Source organism: Janibacter melonis, from assembly GCF_020567375.1.
Classification (GTDB): Bacteria; Actinomycetota; Actinomycetes; order Actinomycetales; family Dermatophilaceae; genus Marihabitans; species Marihabitans melonis.
Genome location: NZ_JAJBZM010000003.1, coordinates 34,511 through 52,559, shown reverse-complemented (window position 1 = coordinate 52,559; position 18,049 = coordinate 34,511). Strand labels below are relative to the sequence as shown.

General features: G+C 73.5%; 18 protein-coding genes and 2 tRNA genes. 11 read left to right on the top strand and 9 right to left on the bottom strand.

Translation table 11 applies throughout. The annotated features are described in order from the left end of the window. Positions 1-115: 115 nt before the first annotated feature. The 6 genes from LIV55_RS12295 to LIV55_RS12270 are packed head-to-tail and all read left to right on the top strand — an operon-like array spanning position 116 to position 5,312. Complete coding sequence (locus LIV55_RS12295) at positions 116-847, top strand: response regulator transcription factor (protein ID WP_123091463.1); 732 nt, start codon at positions 116-118, stop codon at positions 845-847. Next, positions 844-2,295 (top strand): sensor histidine kinase, encoded by a 1,452-nt coding sequence (locus LIV55_RS12290; RefSeq protein WP_229300414.1) that lies wholly within the window; start codon positions 844-846, stop codon positions 2,293-2,295. Before LIV55_RS12295 ends, LIV55_RS12290 begins: the two co-directional genes overlap by 4 nt. A gap of 42 nt (positions 2,296-2,337) precedes the next feature. Beyond that, entirely contained in the window at positions 2,338-2,742 is a 405-nt protein-coding gene (locus LIV55_RS12285; protein ID WP_068272616.1) for a TOBE domain-containing protein, read from the top strand. Beyond that, positions 2,739-3,497 (top strand): molybdate ABC transporter substrate-binding protein, encoded by a 759-nt coding sequence (gene modA / locus LIV55_RS12280; RefSeq protein ID WP_229300413.1) that lies wholly within the window; start codon positions 2,739-2,741, stop codon positions 3,495-3,497. Before LIV55_RS12285 ends, modA begins: the two co-directional genes overlap by 4 nt. Next, complete coding sequence (locus LIV55_RS12275; protein WP_229300412.1) at positions 3,454-4,269, top strand: ABC transporter permease; 816 nt, start codon at positions 3,454-3,456, stop codon at positions 4,267-4,269. The genes modA and LIV55_RS12275 overlap by 44 nt, the downstream gene beginning before the upstream one ends. Continuing rightward, positions 4,266-5,312, top strand: a complete 1,047-nt coding sequence (locus LIV55_RS12270; RefSeq protein ID WP_229300411.1) for a sulfate/molybdate ABC transporter ATP-binding protein — start codon at positions 4,266-4,268, stop codon at positions 5,310-5,312. The genes LIV55_RS12275 and LIV55_RS12270 overlap by 4 nt, the downstream gene beginning before the upstream one ends. A 17-nt stretch (positions 5,313-5,329) precedes the next feature. Here the strand turns inward: LIV55_RS12270 and LIV55_RS12265 are convergent, their stop codons facing one another. Continuing rightward, positions 5,330-5,830, bottom strand: coding sequence for a hypothetical protein (locus LIV55_RS12265; protein ID WP_229300410.1), 501 nt, complete (start codon positions 5,828-5,830; stop codon positions 5,330-5,332). Positions 5,831-6,014: 184 nt separating this feature from the next. On the opposite strand from LIV55_RS12265, the gene LIV55_RS12260 reads away from it, so the two are divergent. Together LIV55_RS12260 and LIV55_RS12255 are read left to right on the top strand one after the other, a co-directional pair. Then, complete coding sequence (locus tag LIV55_RS12260) at positions 6,015-8,096, top strand: glycosyltransferase family 39 protein (RefSeq protein ID WP_229300409.1); 2,082 nt, start codon at positions 6,015-6,017, stop codon at positions 8,094-8,096. Then, on the top strand, positions 8,093-9,343 hold the full coding sequence (locus LIV55_RS12255; RefSeq protein ID WP_229300408.1) for a bifunctional glycosyltransferase family 2/GtrA family protein: 1,251 nt from the start codon (positions 8,093-8,095) through the stop codon (positions 9,341-9,343). Before LIV55_RS12260 ends, LIV55_RS12255 begins: the two co-directional genes overlap by 4 nt. A 77-nt stretch (positions 9,344-9,420) precedes the next feature. Here LIV55_RS12255 and LIV55_RS12250 read toward each other — a convergent pair. From LIV55_RS12250 to LIV55_RS12230, 5 genes are all read right to left on the bottom strand, one after another. Beyond that, a tRNA-Ser gene (locus tag LIV55_RS12250) sits at positions 9,421-9,510 on the bottom strand. 48 nt (positions 9,511-9,558) lie between these two features. Continuing rightward, positions 9,559-11,097, bottom strand: a complete 1,539-nt coding sequence (locus LIV55_RS12245; protein ID WP_229300407.1) for an LCP family protein — start codon at positions 11,095-11,097, stop codon at positions 9,559-9,561. Positions 11,098-11,226: 129 nt separating this feature from the next. Then, a complete protein-coding gene (locus LIV55_RS12240) occupies positions 11,227-11,430 on the bottom strand; it encodes a cold-shock protein (RefSeq protein WP_068272603.1) in 204 nt (67 codons plus the stop codon). A gap of 199 nt (positions 11,431-11,629) precedes the next feature. Further along, positions 11,630-12,112, bottom strand: a complete 483-nt coding sequence (gene aroQ, locus LIV55_RS12235; protein WP_229300406.1) for a type II 3-dehydroquinate dehydratase — start codon at positions 12,110-12,112, stop codon at positions 11,630-11,632. A gap of 9 nt (positions 12,113-12,121) precedes the next feature. Beyond that, the gene (locus tag LIV55_RS12230) at positions 12,122-13,543 is read right to left on the bottom strand and encodes a protealysin inhibitor emfourin (protein WP_229300405.1); all 1,422 of its coding nucleotides are present in this window, start codon (positions 13,541-13,543) and stop codon (positions 12,122-12,124) included. Positions 13,544-13,624: 81 nt separating this feature from the next. Between LIV55_RS12230 and LIV55_RS12225 the strand changes: the two genes are divergently transcribed. Together LIV55_RS12225 and LIV55_RS12220 are read left to right on the top strand one after the other, a co-directional pair. After that, positions 13,625-15,157 carry an MFS transporter gene (locus LIV55_RS12225; protein ID WP_201465224.1) on the top strand — a complete coding sequence of 511 codons (1,533 nt, stop codon included), beginning with the start codon at positions 13,625-13,627 and terminating at the stop codon, positions 15,155-15,157. Beyond that, positions 15,157-15,732, top strand: a complete 576-nt coding sequence (locus LIV55_RS12220) for a TetR/AcrR family transcriptional regulator (protein WP_191681640.1) — start codon at positions 15,157-15,159, stop codon at positions 15,730-15,732. The genes LIV55_RS12225 and LIV55_RS12220 overlap by 1 nt, the downstream gene beginning before the upstream one ends. Positions 15,733-15,761: 29 nt before the next feature. Here the strand turns inward: LIV55_RS12220 and LIV55_RS12215 are convergent. After that, positions 15,762-15,846, bottom strand: a tRNA-Ser gene (locus LIV55_RS12215). 109 nt (positions 15,847-15,955) lie between these two features. Between LIV55_RS12215 and LIV55_RS12210 the strand changes: the two genes are divergently transcribed. Continuing rightward, the gene (locus LIV55_RS12210) at positions 15,956-16,246 is read left to right on the top strand and encodes a hypothetical protein (RefSeq protein ID WP_068272581.1); all 291 of its coding nucleotides are present in this window, start codon (positions 15,956-15,958) and stop codon (positions 16,244-16,246) included. An 83-nt stretch (positions 16,247-16,329) separates the two neighbouring features. Here the strand turns inward: LIV55_RS12210 and cysE are convergent, their stop codons facing one another. Together cysE and cysK are read right to left on the bottom strand one after the other, a co-directional pair. Beyond that, positions 16,330-16,971: a serine O-acetyltransferase gene (cysE, locus tag LIV55_RS12205; protein ID WP_224767028.1), complete on the bottom strand. Its 642-nt coding sequence runs from the start codon at positions 16,969-16,971 to the stop codon at positions 16,330-16,332. Between the two features lie 4 nt (positions 16,972-16,975). Next, on the bottom strand, positions 16,976-17,905 hold the full coding sequence (gene cysK, locus LIV55_RS12200) for a cysteine synthase A (RefSeq protein WP_229300404.1): 930 nt from the start codon (positions 17,903-17,905) through the stop codon (positions 16,976-16,978). Between the last annotated feature and the right edge of the window lie 144 nt (positions 17,906-18,049).

Sequence of the window (18,049 nt, the reverse complement as noted above, 5' to 3'; positions counted from 1 at the left end):
TGTGGCGGGACTGTCCCTCCCCCTTCGCCGGGCTGAGGCTCCCCCCTTCGTCGCCCACAGGAATCGCACAGGTGAGCCATAGCGCACGCCCGGACCCCAGGTGTCTACTGGCCGCATGACGAGCTCCTCCGCCGCCCCGCGACTCACCCGACCCGACGGCTCTCCGGTGCGTGTCCTCGTCGTCGACGACGAGGCCAACCTCACCGAGCTGCTGTCGATGGCGCTGCGGTACGAGGGCTGGGATGTGCGCACGGCCGGCACGGGGACCGCGGCGGTGCGCGCGGCCAAGGACTTCGGGCCCGACGCGGTCGTCCTCGACATGATGCTGCCCGACTTCGACGGCATGGAGGTGCTGCGCCGGATGCGCGAGCACGACGAGGCGGTGCCGGTGCTCTTCCTCACCGCGAAGGACGCCGTCGAGGATCGTGTCGCCGGGCTCACCGCCGGGGGCGACGACTACGTGACGAAGCCCTTCAGCCTCGAAGAGGTGGTCGCGCGGGTCCGGGCCCTCATGCGCCGCACCGCCGTGAGCACCGGAGAGGGCAGCCCGCTGCTCGTCGTCGGCGACCTCACCCTCGACGAGGACAGCCACGAGGTGACCCGGGGCGGCGAGGAGATCTCGCTCACCGCGACGGAGTTCGAGCTGCTGCGCTACCTCATGCGCAACCCCCGCCGGGTGCTCTCGAAGGCGCAGATCCTCGACCGCGTGTGGAGCTACGACTTCGGCGGGCAGGCCAACGTCGTCGAGCTCTACATCTCCTACCTGCGCAAGAAGATCGACGCGGGCCGCGACCCGATGATCCACACGATGCGTGGCGCCGGGTACGTGCTCAAGCCGGTCGGATGACCACCGCCCGCCCCGGTCGCGGGACCTCGCTGACGACCCAGCTCGTCGCCTCCGTCGTCGCCCTCTTCGTCGTCGTCACCATCGTCACCGGCACCGCGACCGTCCTGCTCATGCGCCACCAGCTCATCGCCCAGATCGACGAGCAGGTCGCGACCCAGGTCGACACGCTGCGCCGCGAACCGCCGTACGAGGACCGTGACGGCGACGGCGACGGCGCCTACCCGGCCCCGTGCACCCGTGGCGGCCCTGGTCGCGGCGAGGGCTCGGTCCTCGTCTGCCTCGTGGACGGCCAGGCGACCGGGTACGTCGTCCGGCAGGGCGAGCGGGTGGCGCTGCCCAGCGCGGCGCTGTCCGCCGTGGCCGACGCCGGGATCGCCCCGGCGCCGCGCACCGTCGACGTCTCGGGGCTCGGCGACTACCGGATGGTTGCGCTGCGCACCGCGAGCGGGGCGACGGTCGTCACCGGCCAGCCGCTGGCCCCGGCCACCGACGCGACCCGCAGCCTCCTCGTCGTGCTCGGCTCCGCCTCGCTCGCCGGGCTGCTCGCGACGGTGGCGGTCGGCAGCTGGCTCATCCGCCGCTCCCTGCTGCCGCTGCGCCGCGTCGCGGCGACGGCCACGCAGGTCTCCCGGCTCCCCCTCGACTCCGGCGAGGTCGCCCTCGCCGAGCGGGTGCCCGAGGAGGACACCGACCCCCGGACCGAGGTGGGCCAGGTCGGCCACGCGCTCAACTCGATGCTCGACAACGTCGCCGGGGCCCTCGAGGCGCGCCAGCGCTCGGAGTCCCGGGTGCGGCAGTTCGTCGCCGACGCGAGCCACGAGCTGCGCACGCCCCTCGCCTCGATCCGCGGCTACGCCGAGCTCTCCCGGCGCGAGAGCGAGCCGGTGCCGACCTCGGTGCGCCACGCCCTCGGCCGGGTCGAGTCCGAGGCGCTGCGGATGCAAGGTCTCGTCGAGGACCTCCTCCTGCTCGCGCGGCTCGACGCGGGTCGGGCCCTCGAGCGCGAGCCAGTCGACCTCACGATGATCGCGATGACGGCCGTCGGCGACATCCACGCGGCCGCTCCCGAGCACCGCTGGCGCCTCGACCTGCCCGACGAGCCGGTCGAGGTCGTCGGGGACGAGGGTCGCCTGCGTCAGGTGCTCGTCAACCTCCTCGCGAACGCCCGCACGCACACCCCTGCGGGCACGACGGTGACGACGAGCCTGCGAAGGCAGGACGGCGAGGTCGTCCTCGTCGTCACCGACGACGGGCCCGGGGTCCCCGAGGAGCTGCAGCCCGAGGTCTTCGAGCGCTTCACCCGGGGAGACGACGCGCGCAACCGCGCCGGCGGGTCGACCGGGCTCGGCCTGAGCATCGTCGAGTCGGTCGTCGGGGCGCACGGCGGCCGCATCGAGCTCGCGTCGCGCCCGGGGCAGACCTCCTTCGCCGTGCACCTGCCCGACTGACCCTCGACCTGAGGTTGCAGGTGCGTCTGTAGAGTCACCTTTATGCCGCATCTGCGTATCCATGAGGCCGCCGACTTCCTCGCCGTGAGCACCGACACCATCCGACGGATGGTCGATGCGGGCACGCTCGTCGCCGGCGAGGACGACGGCGGTCGCCGCACGGTCGACGCGGTCTCAGTAGCGCACCACGCCCGTGAGCACCTGCGCGCGCTGCCCGACCCGGTCGGGCGGCACACGTCGGCGCGCAACCGGCTCGTCGGCATCGTCACCGAGGTCGTCGCCGACACGGTCATGGCTCAGGTCGAGCTGCAGTGCGGCCCCTTCCGCGTCGTCTCGCTGCTCAGCGCCGAGGCCGTGCGCGAGATGGGTCTCGAGCCCGGCGTCGTCGCGGTCGCCGTCATCAAGTCGACGCAGGTCGTCATCGAGACCCCGGACGGCCGGGCATGACCCGCGCCGGCCTTGCGGCCCTGGCCGTCGTCGCCCTCGGGCTCTCGGCGTGCAGCGGGGGTGACGCCGACGGCGGGTCGAGCGAGCTCACCGTCTTCGCCGCCGCCAGCCTGCAGCGCCCCTTCGAGCAGATCGCCGACGACTTCGAGGCGGACCACCCGGGCGTCACGGTGCGCTTCTCCTTCGCCGGCTCCTCGGACCTCGCCGCCCAGCTCGTCGACGGCGCGCCCGCCGACGTGCTCGCGACGGCGGACGAGCGGACGATGGGCACCGTCGAGGACGCCGACCTGGTCTCCGGCTCGCCGCAGACCTTCGCGACGAACTCGATGACCGTCGTCGTGCCGAAGGACAACCCCGCGAAGATCACCTCGCTCGCCGACCTCGAGGGCGACGTCGACCTCGTCCTGTGCGCCCCGCAGGTGCCCTGCGGGGCGGCCGCGGAGCGGGTCGAGGAGGCGTCGGGCCTCACCTTCGCCCCCGTCTCCGAGGAGGCCAAGGTCACCGACGTCCTCGGCAAGGTCGCCAGCGGCGAGGCCGACGCGGGCATCGTCTACGTCACCGACGCCCAGAGCTCGGACGACGTCGGCACGGTGGAGATCCCGGACGAGGACAACACGACGACGACCTACCCGGTCGCCACGCTCGCCGGCAGCGAGTACCACGACCTCGCCGACGAGCTCGTCGCGGCCGTGCTCGCGGACGCCGCGGGGGATGGAGCGGGGCACCTGGAGGCGGCCGGCTTTGCCGCGCCCTGACGTCGCGACCGTGCCGCGCTGGGCGCTGCTGCCCGCGGTCCTCGGCGCGCTCGTCCTCGCCGCGCCCGTGGTGGGGATGCTCGCGAGCGTCGACGTCGCCGGGCTGCCCGCCCTGCTCACCTCGGACCGCGCGCTCGACGCCCTGTGGCTCAGCCTGCGCACCTCGAGCGCGTCGACCGTGCTCTGCCTGCTCCTCGGGGTCCCGCTCGCCCTCGCGCTCGCCCGGCTCCGGCTCTTCGACAACGTCGCCGTGCGCACCCTCGTGCTCCTGCCGCTCGTGCTCCCGCCGGTCGTCGCGGGCATCGCCCTCGTCACCCTCCTCGGGCGGCAGGGTCTGCTCGGGTCGCACCTGGACGCGGTCGGCATCCGAGTCGCCTTCACGACGGTCGCCGTCGTCATCGCGCAGACCTTCGTCTCCCTCCCCTTCCTCGTCGTGAGCCTCGACGGGGCGTTGCGCTCGGTCGGCGGCCGGCACGAAGGGGTGGCCGCCACCCTCGGTGCCTCACCCTCCGTCGTCTTCCGACGGGTCACCCTCCCGCTCGTGCGACCGGCGCTCGTCTCCGGCACCGTCCTCGCCTTCGCCCGCTCGCTCGGCGAGTTCGGGGCGACCCTCACCTTCGCCGGGTCCCTGCAGGGCACGACCCGGACCCTGCCGCTGCAGATCTACCTCGAGCGCGAGAGCGACCCCGACGCTGCCGTCGCGCTCTCGGTCCTCCTCGTCGTCGTCGCCGTCGTCGTCATGGCGCTCGCCCGGCCGGACGTGCGCCGATGAGCACGTCCGCCGGCCTCGAGGTCGAGGTCCGCGACCCCGACCGCGGGGTGGACGTGTCCTTCGTCGTGCCCGGGGGGCAGACGACGGCGCTGCTCGGACCCAACGGGACCGGCAAGTCGACCGTGCTCGCGACGATCGCGGGCGTGCACCGTCCCGCGGGGTCGAGCGTGCTGCTCGACGGTCGACGGCTCGACCACCTCCCGCCCCATCGTCGCCGGGTCGCGCTGCTGTCGCAGGACCCGCTGCTGCTGCCCCACCTCAGCGCGCTCGACGACGTCGCCTTCGGTCCGCGCGCGGGCGGTGCAAGCCGGCGCGCGGCACGCGCGTCAGCGGCCCGCTGGCTCGAGCGGGTCGGCGCGGGGCACCTCGCCGACCGCCGTCCGGGCACCCTCTCCGGCGGCCAGGCCGCACGTGTGGCGCTCGCCCGGGCCCTGGCCGCCGAGCCCGACGTGGTGCTCCTCGACGAGCCGCTCTCCGCGCTCGACGTCGACGCCGCGCCCCAGGTGCGTCACGTCCTGCGCGAGGTGCTGCGGGGGAGGACGGCCGTCGTCGTCACCCACGACGTCGTCGACGCAGCGTTGCTGGCCGATCACGCGGTCGTCGTCGACGGCGGGCGGGTCGTCGAGCAGGGCCCGGTCCGCGACCTCGTGAGCGCCCCGCGCTCCCCCTTCGCCGCCCGGCTGGCCGGGGTCAACCTCGTCAGCGGTGTGCTCGGACCGCCTGGCGAGCTGCGGACCTCTGGCGGCGTCCTGCACGGGCTGCCCGTCGACGCGCCGGAGGGCACGCGGGCCGTCGCGACCTTCCGCCCTGAGACGGTCGCCGTGCACCGCCGTCCGCCCGGAGGCAGCCCGCGCAACGTCGTCGCCGGCACGGTCGTGTCCGTCGAGCCCTCGGGCTCGGCGGCGCGGCTGCGTGCGACGACGAGCCTGGGCCCCCTCGTCGCCGACCTCACCCCGGCCGCGGTGGCCGACCTCGGTCTCGGGCCGGGCGAGACCGTCCACCTCGTCGTCAAGGCGGCAGCGGTGCGGCTCGACACGGTCTGACGGCGCGGCGGACCGCGTCAGGGCAGCGGCGTCAGCCAGGTCGCGAGGACCGCACCGCAGAAGAGCAGCAGCGACACGACCCAGAGGCCCTGGCCGACCCGCAGGTCACGCCGCGCCCCGACGACCCGGCGCAGGTACCGCTGCGGGGTCGCCTCGTGCCCCACGAGCTCGCGCAGCCAGGTCGGGCCGTTCGCCGCGTTGACGAGCAGGAAGAGAGCGACGAGCGCGCTGACCAGCGACCCCCCGATGAGTAGCATGAGCGCGACACGGGTGTCTCCGGTGTACTTCATGAAGCCCTCGCCCGGCTTCACGGCGAGGCTGGCCAGGACGAGCGTGAGGGTCGCCCCCACCCCGTTGCGCCACCCGTCAGCGCGCTTGCGCACCGCCTGGAGCATCGCCTCCGCCTCCTGCACCGACGGCTCGTACGTCATCGTGCCGATGAGCACCTCACCGCGCTCGGCGAGCTCCTCCGACATCGTGAGCACCTCGCGGTCCGCCCGCTTCCCCGGCACCTTCATCACCGTGTCCCCCGCTCTCGTCCCCCGAGCCATGACCGCCCCAGGCTAGGGCCGCCATCCGGCGGTGGCGAGGACCGTGCGCTCAGCGAAGGGAGTCCCTGCACCGCCGGCGGCGTGAGGCAGTCAGGAGCGCACCTCAGGACCGCCACAGGCCGACCACAGCGGCGGGCTCGAGCGTGTCGGCATGCTCTCGACAACCCTCCCCCGCACCGCCGACGGCGCCGCCGGCTCTCCCTTCGCCCGCCAGGTCGGCACCCGGCCGGCCGCGGCCCGCCACCGCCTCGCGCGGATGTGGCGCGGCCCGGCCGACGACCCGGCGTGGGCCCGCCCCGCCCTCGTCGCCCTGCTCGCCCTCACCCTCGCGACGTACAGCTGGCAGCTCACGGCGAGCGGCTGGGCGAACTCCTTCTACTCGGCGGCCGCGCAGGCCGGGAGCCAGTCGTGGGAGGCCTTCTTCTACGGGGCGTCGGACGCGAGTGGGTCGATCACCGTCGACAAGCCCCCGGCCGCGTTGTGGGTCATGGCCCTGTCGGTGCGGCTGCTCGGGCTGAGCAGCCTGAGCATCCTGCTGCCGCAGGTGCTCATGGGCGTCGCGACGACCGGTGTCGTCGCCGTGACCGTCAAGCGGGTCAGCGGTGCATGTGCCGGCCTGCTCGCGGGCGCCGTCCTCGCCCTCACCCCGGTCGCGGTGCTCATGTTCCGCTTCAACAACCCCGACGCCCTCCTGGTGCTCCTCATGGCGCTCTCCGCCTGGGCGACCGTCCGTGCCGTCGAGCGCGGCTCGGTGCGGTGGATCGGCCTCGTCGGCGTGCTGGTCGGCCTGGGCTTCCTCACGAAGACCCTGCAGGTCCTGCTCGTCGTCCCCGCGCTCGGGCTGGCCTGGCTTCTCGCTGCCCGGACGAGCGGACGGCGGCGTGCCCTCGGCGCGCTGGTCGCGTCGGCAGCCGCCGTCGTGTCCGCGGGGTGGTGGGTCGCGGTCGTCGAGGTCGTGCCCGCGAGCATGCGGCCCTACATCGGCGGCAGCCAGACCAACTCCTTCCTCGAGCTGACCTTCGGGTACAACGGCCTGGGCCGGATCAACGGCGAGGAGACGGGCTCGGTCGGGGGCGGTGGTGGGTGGGGCGAGACCGGCATCGGTCGCCTCTTCTCCTCGAGCATCGGCGGGCAGATCTCGTGGCTCGTCCCCACCGCGCTCGTCCTGCTCGTCGCCGGGCTGTGGCTGCGGGGACGCGCCCCGCGCACCGACCTGCGTCGCGCCGCCTACGTCGTGTGGGGCGGCTGGCTCGTCGTCACCGCCCTCACCTTCTCCTTCATGGCCGGGATCTTCCACGAGTACTACACCGTCGCTCTCGCCCCGGCCGTGGCCGCTCTCGTCGGCATGGGCGCCGCGGACGTGTGGTCGGCTCGTGGACGCCTGGGGGGCAGGCTCGTCCTCGCCGGCGCGACCGCCGTCGGAGCGGCGTGGTCCGCCGTCCTGCTCAGCCGCACGACCGCGTACGGCGACTGGCTGCGGGTGAGCGTCCTCGTCCTCGGCCTCGCAGCCGCCCTCGGTCTGCTCCTCGCCGACCGGATGAGCCGCCGGGCAGCCGCGGCCGTCGCGAGCGCCGCCGTCGTCGCGCTCCTGCTCGGCCCGACGGCCTACTCCGCGACGACGATCTCGCAGGCGCACACCGGGTCGATCGTCACGGCAGGCCCGAGCACCGCTGGCCGGGGCGGGCCCGGGGGTCAGGGAGGTCCGGGCGGGCAGGGCGGACCTGGGAACCCGGGAGGTCCCGGGGGCCCGGGAAGACAGGGCGCTCAGCCTCCCCAGGCCATGCCCGGGCAGGGCACCGCGCCGGGTGCAGCACCAGGCGGCGCTCCGGCCGGTGGCGGTGCCGGTGGCATGGGTGGGCTGCTCGACGCCAGCACCCCGAGCACCGAGGTCGTCGCAGCCCTCTCCCAGGACGCGTCCCGCTACCGCTGGGTCGCGGCGGCGGTCGGCAGCCAGAACGCCGCGGGCCTGCAGCTCGCGACCGAGCTGCCCGTCATGGCGATCGGAGGCTTCAACGGCTCAGACCCGAGCCCGACCCTCGAGGAGATGCAGCAGCTCGTCGCCGACGGCGACATCCACTACCTGCTCGCCGGCAGCGGGATGGGTGGGTCGGGCTCGGGGTCGGCCGCGCAGATCCTCGAGTGGGCCTCGAGCCGGTACGAGCAGGTGAGCATCGACGGGACGACCTTCTACGACCTCACCGCGCCGCTCGCCACGACGCAGGCGGCGTCATGAGCACCCTCGTGCGCACCGAGCCGACACCCGAGGTGACAGGTCCCCCCTTCGCCCCGGCGACGACCCCCGACCCGGTGACCCGGGTGCAGCAGGAGCGCCCCGGGCCGTCGCCCGTGCTCGACGTCGTCGTGCCGGTCTACGACGAGGAGGCCGCGCTCGCGGCGTGCGTGCGCCGGCTGCACGCGCACCTGCGCGACACCTTCCCCTATCCCTACCGGATCACCGTGGCCGACAACGCGAGCACGGACCGCACGTGGCAGGTCGCGCTGGACCTCGTCGAGGAGCTGCCCGAGGTCGCCGCCGTATACCTCGACGCCAAGGGGCGTGGACGCGCGCTGCGTGCTGTGTGGGCGTCGTCGGACGCCCCTGTGCTCGCATACATGGACGTCGACCTCTCCACCGATCTCGACGCGCTGTGGCCGCTCGTCGCGCCGCTCATGTCCGGGCACAGCGATCTCGCGATCGGCACCCGTCTGCACCGCACGAGCCGTGTCGTGCGGGGGACGCTGCGCGAGACGACGTCGCGCGGGTACAACCTGCTGCTGCGGGCCGGTCTCGGGGTCGGGTTCAGCGACGCCCAGTGCGGCTTCAAGGCCGTGCGCGCCGACGTCGCCGCCGAGCTGCTGCCGCTCGTCGAGGACACCGCGTGGTTCTTCGACACCGAGCTGCTCGTCCTCGCCGAGCGCTGCCGCCTGCGCATCCACGAGGTGCCCGTGGACTGGTGGGACGACCCGGACAGCCGGGTCGACGTCGTCGGTACGGCGCTGGACGACCTGCGCGGGATGCGCCGGGTCCATCGGGCGCTGCGTCGCGGCGAGCTGCCGGTCGAGCAGATCCGGGAGCGGGTCGGGCGCAACGCCCCCGTGGGCGGTGTCGTCGGCGGGCAGGTCGTGCGCTTCGCGCTCGTCGGGACGACCACGACGCTGCTCCACCTCGCGCTCTTCGCAGTCCTGGCGACAGCCTTCGCGCCGCAGCCGAGCAACCTGCTCGCCCTGCTCGTCGCGACCGTCGTCAACACCTCGGCCAACCGGAGGTGGACCTTCGGCCTGTCGGGGGCGAGGGGTGCCCTGCGCCACCAGGCCCAGGGCCTGGCGATCTTCGGTGCGACGTGGGCCATGACCGCAGGAGGGCTCGCCGCCCTCGGGGCGGTCCTGCCGCACGCGCCGACGCCCCTGCAGACTCTCGTGGTCGGTGGGTGCACCGTCGCGGCGACCGTGGCCAAGTTCGCCCTCATGCGTCGCTGGTGAGCGAGCGCGAGGCGCCCCTTGCGGGTCACCGCACATGACGAAGGGCCCCGCACCAGTGGTGCGGGGCCCTTCTGCTGCGGAGGCGGAGGGATTTGAACCCTCGATGGGCGGTTAGCCCAAACCGCATTAGCAGTGCGGCGCCATAGACCGGACTAGGCGACGCCTCCAGACAACCCGCACACACTAACCGGCCGAGTGCGTGGTCTCCAAAGTGGTCAGCCGCAGATGTCCTCGGTGGCCGTGCGCGCGGTGATCTTGCCGGGCGCCGGGGGCGCGGAGACCGTCGGCGCCGGGATGTCCTTCGTGCCCGTGCGTCCCTCGACCTCACGGGCCGTCGGCGCACCCATGCCGAGCACGAGGACCACCGCGCCGGTGGCGCTGTCGTCCTCGACGAGCTTGGCCCCCGGGTAGGCGGCGGCGACGGTCCGGGCCGCCTCCTTCTCGCCCGGGGCGTACCGCACCTGGACGCCGGTGACCCGCCCGGTGGGCCCGGTCCCGGCGACGGTGGCCTCGAAGCCCTGGACGCCGAGCGCCGTGGACTCCTGGGTCGCCAGGCCCTCGGCGCTCGTGTCGTTGACGACCGAGACCGAGATCTCGTCGGGGGTGACGGTGAGCGGCGTGGCGGGCGTGGTCTTCTTCTTCGCGCCCGGCAGCTCGGTGTCGTCGCGCACGGCGTCCCACAGCTCGGCCGCCGGCTTCTCCTGCCACTGCACGCGGTTGGAGTCGGCCGGGTAGGGCTCGGTCGGCACCGTGACGAAGGAGAGGTTGTCGATGCCGAAGCCGCGCAGGCTGCTCGCGATCTCGCGCAGGACGCCGAGGGAGAGGTCTTCGTCAGCGGTCATCGACTCCGTCGCGGCGTCGAGGAAGGAGTAGAGGCGGTCGGGGCGCAGGAGCAGCGAGCTCTTCGTCGCCTCCTGGGCCATCGAGGACATGAAGGTCTGCTGACGCTCGATGCGCCCGAGGTCCGAGCCGTCGCCGAGAGACTTCCGGGCGCGGACGTAGCCGAGCGCCTCCTTGCCGTCGACCTTCTGCCGCCCGGCAGGCAGCGTGACGTGCGCGTCGGAGTCCTCGAGCGGCTGGGGCAGGCACACCTCGACGCCGCCGAGCGCGTCGACCATCTTCTGGAAGCCGGAGAAGTCGACGACGACGACGTGGTCGACGTACACCCCGGTCAGACCCTCGAGGGTCTTGACCGTGCAGGCCGGGCCGCCCTTGTTGAAGTTGTAGTTCCACTGCCGCATCTCGCCGTTCTCCACGGTCGAGGCGGGGTCCTCGCAGTCCTTGGGCGCCATCGTCATCGAGTCGCGCGGGATGGAGACGACGAAGGCGGACCTGCGGTCGGCGGAGATGTGCACGACGAGGTTGGTGTCGGAGTGCGCCCCACCCTCGACGGTGTCGGTGCCGTACTCGGTCGTGCCCAGCCCCTGGCGGGTGTCGGAGCCGATGACGAGGATGTTGAGCGGGCCCGCGGGTCCGCCGCTGTTCTCGGGGCGGGCGGTCGAGCCGGTGCCGATGTCGACCCGGGTGATGTTGCCGTTGAGGCGGTAGCCCGCGACTGCCACGCCGGCGCCGACGAGCCCGACGACGCAGGCGACGGCGATGCCCGCGACGCGGAGACGACGGCGCCGCCTGCGGCGCCGCTGGAGCCGCTCCTCGAGGCGCCGCGAGCGGGTCGCGGCAGCCGACCCCTCGGACTCGGAGCCGTGGCCCTCGTGCTCGCCCTCGGGCTGCGTCAGCTCGCTGTCATCCGTCATCGCCCGGCGACGATATCAACCCGTGACCATCCAGCCCGAATGCTGCGGGACGCAGACCGAGGCCCCCGGCAGTGCCGGGGGCCTCGGTGTGGTGCTGGTGGCGCGCTGCGCGCGCCGTACGTCAGATCCTCAGACGGGACGGACGCGGTCGGCCTGGGGGCCCTTGGGACCCTCGGTGACCTCGAACTCGACGCGCTGCGCCTCTTCGAGGCTGCGGTAGCCGGTGGTGTCGATGGCGGAGTAGTGAACGAACACGTCCGGGCCACCGCCGTCCTGGGCGATGAAGCCGAAGCCCTTTTCAGCGTTGAACCACTTAACGGTGCCCTGTGCCATGGGGTGAATCTCTTTCGTGTGATCTGTGGAGCAGGTAGCTCCTTGTGCTAGCTGCAAAGATCCCCTACCCGCGACAACAGACCGACTGGTGGGCCGGACCCGCGACAACGTGCGAAGTCGTACTGCAACTCAGCGCCGACGCTATCAGCAATGCCGCTGACGTGCGCGCCCTGAGCGGAGCCGGTGAGATGGAACCGGCTCAGGCCGGGGGCCCGGACGGGGCTACCCGGGCGCGGATCGCGTCGAGCGCCTCGAGGTACCCGGCGGTGCCGCGCCCGACGATCACGTCGTCTGCGATGTCGGAGATGTAGGAGTGGCTCCGGAAGGCCTCGCGGGCATGGATGTCGCTGATGTGGACCTCGACGACCGGGCCGCTGACGTTGGTGAGCGCGTCGCGGATGGCCACCGAGGTGTGGGTCCACCCGCCGGCGTTGATGACGACGCCGACGGCGTCGTGACGGACCTCGTGGACGGCGTCGATGAGGACGCCCTCGTGGTTGGTCTGGCGGAAGTCGAGCGCCCACCCGAGCTCGTCGGCCCGCGCGGCGCACATCGCCTCGACGTCGGCCAGCGTCTCGTGCCCGTAGATGTGGGGCTCGCGCTCGCCGAGGAGGTTGAGGTTCGGCCCGTTGAGGACGACGACGGCGCGCCTGCCCGTCTGCGTCTGCCCCTGCTCGCTCACCCGGGCACCCTACGACTGCCCGACGGCGGGCTCGCCCGGCGGCTCGCTCTGCGGACCGCCCGCGGCGATGGTGCGGTCGAGGAGCGCTCGGGTCGAGGGCGGCAGCACCGGCTCGGGGACCTGCACGTCGAGCGGAGGCTGGTCGCAGGAGAGCCCGTAGCAGAAGGAGTCCGGTCGGCTCGGCTCGGCGGCTGCGTAAACGGCGAGCTCGGGGTCGGCGAGCAGCGACGCCAGCGCGGTGCGGTCGTCGTCGGGCAGCTCGCCGAGGGTGACCGTGCGCCGACGCACGAGGCCGGCGACTCCCCCGGACCTGGTGAGCGTGAGCTCCGTCGTGTGGGTCGGCGCAGGCTGCTGCCCGCCCGCCGGCTCGTCCGCAGGCCCCTGGGTGCCCTCGCCCTCGGCCGGGACGACACCGACGCCCTGCCAGGCGGCGAGCACCTGAGCAGCGACCTCGTCGTCGTAGCGGGCCCGGGCGGCGACCACGGTGAGCGCGGCGAAGCGGGCGAAGTCGCAGTCGGCCCGGATGTCGCCGAGGATCGTGTCGACCCAGATCTGGCCGGCGCGCTCCCACGCGGGCCCGCCCAGCGCTGTGGCGAGCAGGTAGAAGGCGCGGTTCGGGATGCCCGAGTTGATGTGGACGCCGCCGTTGTCGGCGCTCGTCACGACGAAGTCGTCCATGTGACCCGGCTGCGGGTCCTTGCCCATGCGGGGGTCGTCGTAGGCCGTGCCCGGCTCCGACATCGAGCGCAGCGCCCGACCCTGCACCCCCGGGGCGAGCAGCTCGGCACCGACGAGCCAGTCGGCCGCGTCGGCGTCCTGGCCGAGGTGGTGCTGCTTGACGAGCACCCCGAAGACGTCGGAGACGTGCTCGTTGAGCGCACCCGACTGGCCCTGGTAGACGAGGCCGGAGGTGAGCTCGGTGACCCCGTGGGCGAGCTCGTGGCCGATGACGTCGAGGCTCGCGGTGAAGCGGGTGAAGATCACGCCGTCGCCGTCGCCGAAGACCATCTGCGAGCCGTCCCAGAAGGCGTTGTCGTACTGCTGCCCGTAGTGGACGGTGCCGACGAGGCCCATGCCGCGCCCGTCGAGGGAGTCACGGCCGTACACCGACCGCCAGAAGTCGCGGGTCGCGCCGAGACCGTCGTACGCCTCGTCGACGGCCGCGTCACCCGTCGCGGGGTCGCCCTCGCCGCGCACGAGGTCACCGGGCAGCTGCTGCTCCCCCTTCGCGTCGTGGACGCTGCGGGCGCCGCCCCCGGCAGGTGCGTCCGGGGTCGCCCCCTCGTCCGGGAGCGCGCCTCGCGTGCGCCGGGCCCGGCGCAGCTCGGCGTCGACCGCCCGCACGTGCCTCGCACGGGCGGCCAGCTCGGGGTCGCCGGAGGCGGCGAGGGCGTCGAGGAGGTGCGGCGGGACGATCGCGCAGGGGCTCATGGACCCATGTAACTCCCGTGCACCGACAGCCACAACAGGGACGAATGGATTACTGCACCGACCAGTCGGTATAGTAATCGGATGAGCACCGTCACGCCCCTCTCCCCCCGACGCCGCTGGGCGGCGCTGTCCGTCCTCGTCGGGGCCGTGCTGCTCCTCGCGATCGACAGCACCGTCCTCTACCTGGCGGTGCCGAGCCTGACGCGCGACCTCGCCCCCAGCGGGACCCAGGTCCTGTGGATCGGCGACATCTACTCGCTCGCCCTCGCCGGGCTGCTCGTGACGATGGGCACGGTCGCGGACCGCTTCGGCCGGCGCCGCACCCTGCTCGTGGGCGCGACTGCCTTCGGGGCGGCCTCGGCCGCCGCAGCATTCGCCCCCACCGCAGGTGCCCTCATCGCCGCCCGCCTGCTCCTCGGCGTCGCCGGGGCGACGATCATGCCGAGCACGCTGTCGATCATCCGAGACCTCTTCGTCGACCCGGTCGAGCGCAGCCGCGCCATCGCCGTCTGGGCCGCGGCCTCGGGCGGCGGTCTCGCCCTCGGCCCCCTCGTCGGCGGCGTGCTGCTCGAGCGCTTCTGGTGGGGCTCGGTCTTCCTCATCAACGTGCCGGTCGTCCTCGCCATCGTCGTCGGCGGCCTGCTCCTGCTGCCCGAGTCGCGCAACCCCGCACCGGGTCGCTTCGACCTCGTGAGCGCCGCGCTGTCGGCCGTGACCGTGGTGCCGGTCGTCTACGCGGTCAAGCACGCCACGACGCACGGGCTCGACCTCACCACGGTCGGGCTCGTCGCGCTCGGCGTCCTCGCCGGTCTCGCCTTCGTCAGCCGGCAGCGCCGCAGCCCCGACCCGACGATCGACGTCAGCCTCTTCCGCAACCCGGCCTTCACCGGCGCGGTGCTCGCGACCCTCATCTCGATCTTCGCCCTCACCGGGCTGCTCTTCTTCTTCTCGCAGTACCTGCAGCTGGCCCGCGGGATGCGCCCGCTCGTCGCCGGGCTGGCCGAGATGCCGGCGACCCTCGCGTCCATCGCCGTCGTCGTGCTCGTCGGCGCGGCCCGACGCCGCCTCGGCATGGGCCGCGCCATCGCCGCAGGCCTGGCCGTCGCGTCCGTCGGCCTCGTCGCGGTCGCGGTCGCCGAGGCCGCCCCCGGGTACCTCTGGCTCGGCCTGGCCCTCGTGCCGATCGGGCTCGGCGTCGGGCTGGCGATGACGCTCGCGACCGATGCCGTCGTCTCGGCGGTGCCACGCGCCCGGGCCGGCGCCGCGGCGTCGGTGTCCGAGACGGCCTACGAGCTCGGGGTCGCCCTGGGCATCGCGGTGCTCGGGTCCGTCGTCACCCTCGCCTACCGCTCCGGCCTGCACCTGCCCGGCGAGATCACCCCGTCGGCCCGAGCCACGGCGCAGGACTCCTTCGCCGGGGCCACCGGCGTGCTCGAGGCCGGCTCGCCCGCGGGCGAGGCCGCGCGCGAGGCCTTCGTCGGGGCCATGCAGGTGGCCTCGCTGTCCGCAGCAGCCATCATGGCCGTGGCGGCGCTCGTCGCCTGGCGCACCATCCCGTCCGAGACGGCCCCCGAGGCCGCACCCGTCCCCGAGCCCCTGGAGACCCGAGCCTGATGCCCCGCACCGCCGGCCGCAGCCCTGAGCAGACCCGACGTCTCGTGCTGGACGCAGCCGCCGCCGTCGTCCGTCGCACCGGCCCCGGCGCCACGCTCGACGCGGTGGCGGCCGAGGCGGGCCTGTCCAAGGGCGGGCTCGTCTACCACTTCGCGAGCAAGGAGACCCTCCTGCTCGCGCTCGCCGAGGACCAGACCGAGCGCTTCCGGGCGGCGGTCGAGGCCGCGGACGACCCCGACGACGGGGCCCCGGGCCGGCTCACCCGCGCCTACGTCCGCACGTGCCTCGACGAGCCGCTCGACCCGCACGGGCTGCGCGACGACATCCTGCTCACCGCCCAGCTCATGACGATCCCCGCGGTGCGCGAGCTCGCGCACGCCGACCAGCTGCGCTGGGAGCGGGACCTCGCTGCCGACGGCCTCCCGCAGGACGTCGTCGAGCTCGTGCTCGCCGCAGCCGACGGGGCGAGCGCGGCCCTGCTGTGGGGCGGCGAGGTCGACGCGGCCCGTCTGCGCCGGCTGCAGAGCCGGCTCGTCGAGATGACGCGCGAGCCGACCCGGTGGAGCGCGCCGTAGGACCTGGCGTCGAGCCGGCCCGTCCAGGGCGGCGGGTGTGGGATTTGAACCCACGAGGGGTCTCCCCCTGGTCGCTTTCAAGGCGACTGCACTCGGCCACTATGCGAACCCGCCAGAGGCCCCACGAGGGGGCCGCCGGGGCTCACCGTAACCCGAGGCGGCGGGTAGTGTCGCAGCACATCCGAGCGGGCCCCGCCCGCCCGGGAGCGACGAGAGGACCTGCATGGCCAAGCTGACCTTCATCGCCGGTGCCGCGGCCGGGTACGTCCTCGGCACCCGCGCCGGACGAGAGCGCTACGCCCAGATCAAGGCCGGCTCCGGCCAGCTGTGGCGCTCACAGCCGGTGCAGCGCCAGGTCGCCTCCGCACGCCACGTCGCGAAGACCCGGGTCGCCCCCGCCGCGCTCGACGCCGTGAGCACCGCGGCCACCGCCGCCGGGGACCGCCTGCGCGAGGGCGCCGGCCGGATCAGCGCCGACTCCGAGCGCGACGTGCGCTCGAGCGTCGAGCGCTAGCCCGGACGCAGACCCGCCCCACGCACGACGAAGGGGGTGCGACCAGGTGGTCGCACCCCCTTCGTCATGCCTCGTGACGGTCCTCAGATGAAGATCGCCGGGTCGAGGAAGGGCAGGTCGAGCGGGTCGACGTCACGCTCGGTGACGGCGCGCTGCTCCTCCACCTGCGGGAAGCGGTAGACCGCGGGCACGCCCGTCGCGACCGCGCCGGTCGGCACGTCCTTGACGACGACCGAGTTGGCGCCGACCTTGACGTTGCTGCCGACGTGGACCGGGCCGAGGATCTTCGCCCCGGCGCCGACGAGCACGGAGTCGCCGAGCGTCGGGTGCCGCTTGACCCGTGCGTGCGACGTCCCGCCGAGCGTCACGCCGTGGTAGAGCATGACGTCGTCACCGATCTGGGCGGTCTCGCCGATGACGACACCCATCCCGTGGTCGATGAAGAAGCGGCGCCCGATGTGCGCCCCCGGGTGGATCTCGACCCCCGTCACCGCCCGCGAGACGTACGCGAGCAGCCGCGCCGGCCACCTCGTCGCGGGCCGCTGCCACCAGCGGTGGGCGATCCGGTGCAGCCAGATCGCGTGCAGCCCGGCCGAGGTGAGCAGGACGACCAGCCGCGACGTCGCCGCGGGGTCACGCCGCATCGCCGCGTCGACGTCCTCACGGACGGTCATCCACGGGGTCGGGTGATCCGGCATCGGCGAAGGGGGAGCGAGCAGGTCCATGGGGTCAGTCGAGCAGATCCGAGAAGAGGATCGTCGACAGGTACCGCTCGCCGAAGCTGGGGATGATGACCACGATGGTCTTGCCGGCGTTCTCCGGGCGCTTCGCGAGCTGGTCGGCCGCGGCGAGGGCGGCACCGGAGGAGATGCCGACGAGCAGGCCCTCGTCGGTGGCGGCCTTGCGGGCCCACTCGACGGAGGTCTCGGCGTTGATGTCGATGACCTCGTCGTAGACCTCGGTGTCGAGGATCTCGGGGACGAAGTTCGCGCCGATGCCCTGGATCTTGTGCGGGCCGGGCTGGCCGCCGTTGAGGATGGCGGACTCCTCGGGCTCGACCGCGACGATCTGCACGCCGGGCTTGCGCTCCTTGAGGACCTGACCGACACCGGTGATGGTGCCTCCGGTGCCGATGCCCGCGACGACGATGTCGACCTGACCGTCGGTGTCGGCCCAGATCTCCTCGGCCGTCGTGCGGCGGTGGATCTCGGGGTTGGCCTCGTTGGCGAACTGGCGGGCGAGGACTGCGCCCTCGCGCTCCGCGGCGACCTCGTTGGCCTTCTCCACCGCGCCCTTCATGCCCTTCGGGCCCTCGGTGAGGATGAGCTCGGCGCCGTACGCGCGCAGGAGCGCGCGACGCTCCTTGCTCATCGTCTCGGGCATCGTCAGCACGACGTCGTAGCCACGGGCGGCGCCGACCATCGCCAGCGCGATACCGGTGTTGCCGGAGGTGGCCTCGACGATGGTGCCGCCGGGCTTGAGCTGACCGGACGCCTCCGCGGCGTCGACGATCGCGACGCCGATGCGGTCCTTGACCGAGCTCGCGGGGTTGTAGAACTCCAGCTTCGCCGCGACGGTCGCGTCGCTGCTGATGATCCGGTTGATCTTCACCAGCGGGGTGCGGCCGATGAGCTTGGTGACGTCGTCGTAGATGGGCACGGCGGTCCTTCCGGGAGGGGTCGGTGATGCTCGTCGCCATAACGAACATCGCGTTATGGCTATTCCAACACCCTGTTATTGATCGCGACAACCTGGTCCGGCCCCCAAGACTGCGGCCCGGCAGGCCGTCGGCGTCGAGCCCCG

Coding starts and splice junctions, on each gene's coding strand:
- LIV55_RS12295 (WP_123091463.1), top strand. CDS start 116: ATGACGAGCTCCTCCGCCGCCCCGCGACTCACCCGACCCGACGGCTCT.
- LIV55_RS12290 (WP_229300414.1), top strand. CDS start 844: ATGACCACCGCCCGCCCCGGTCGCGGGACCTCGCTGACGACCCAGCTC.
- LIV55_RS12285 (WP_068272616.1), top strand. CDS start 2,338: ATGCCGCATCTGCGTATCCATGAGGCCGCCGACTTCCTCGCCGTGAGC.
- modA (WP_229300413.1), top strand. CDS start 2,739: ATGACCCGCGCCGGCCTTGCGGCCCTGGCCGTCGTCGCCCTCGGGCTC.
- LIV55_RS12275 (WP_229300412.1), top strand. CDS start 3,454: ATGGAGCGGGGCACCTGGAGGCGGCCGGCTTTGCCGCGCCCTGACGTC.
- LIV55_RS12270 (WP_229300411.1), top strand. CDS start 4,266: ATGAGCACGTCCGCCGGCCTCGAGGTCGAGGTCCGCGACCCCGACCGC.
- LIV55_RS12265 (WP_229300410.1), bottom strand. CDS start 5,830: ATGAAGGTGCCGGGGAAGCGGGCGGACCGCGAGGTGCTCACGATGTCG.
- LIV55_RS12260 (WP_229300409.1), top strand. CDS start 6,015: ATGCTCTCGACAACCCTCCCCCGCACCGCCGACGGCGCCGCCGGCTCT.
- LIV55_RS12255 (WP_229300408.1), top strand. CDS start 8,093: ATGAGCACCCTCGTGCGCACCGAGCCGACACCCGAGGTGACAGGTCCC.
- LIV55_RS12245 (WP_229300407.1), bottom strand. CDS start 11,097: ATGACGGATGACAGCGAGCTGACGCAGCCCGAGGGCGAGCACGAGGGC.
- LIV55_RS12240 (WP_068272603.1), bottom strand. CDS start 11,430: ATGGCACAGGGCACCGTTAAGTGGTTCAACGCTGAAAAGGGCTTCGGC.
- LIV55_RS12230 (WP_229300405.1), bottom strand. CDS start 13,543: ATGAGCCCCTGCGCGATCGTCCCGCCGCACCTCCTCGACGCCCTCGCC.
- LIV55_RS12225 (WP_201465224.1), top strand. CDS start 13,625: ATGAGCACCGTCACGCCCCTCTCCCCCCGACGCCGCTGGGCGGCGCTG.
- LIV55_RS12220 (WP_191681640.1), top strand. CDS start 15,157: ATGCCCCGCACCGCCGGCCGCAGCCCTGAGCAGACCCGACGTCTCGTG.
- LIV55_RS12210 (WP_068272581.1), top strand. CDS start 15,956: ATGGCCAAGCTGACCTTCATCGCCGGTGCCGCGGCCGGGTACGTCCTC.
- cysE (WP_224767028.1), bottom strand. CDS start 16,971: ATGGACCTGCTCGCTCCCCCTTCGCCGATGCCGGATCACCCGACCCCG.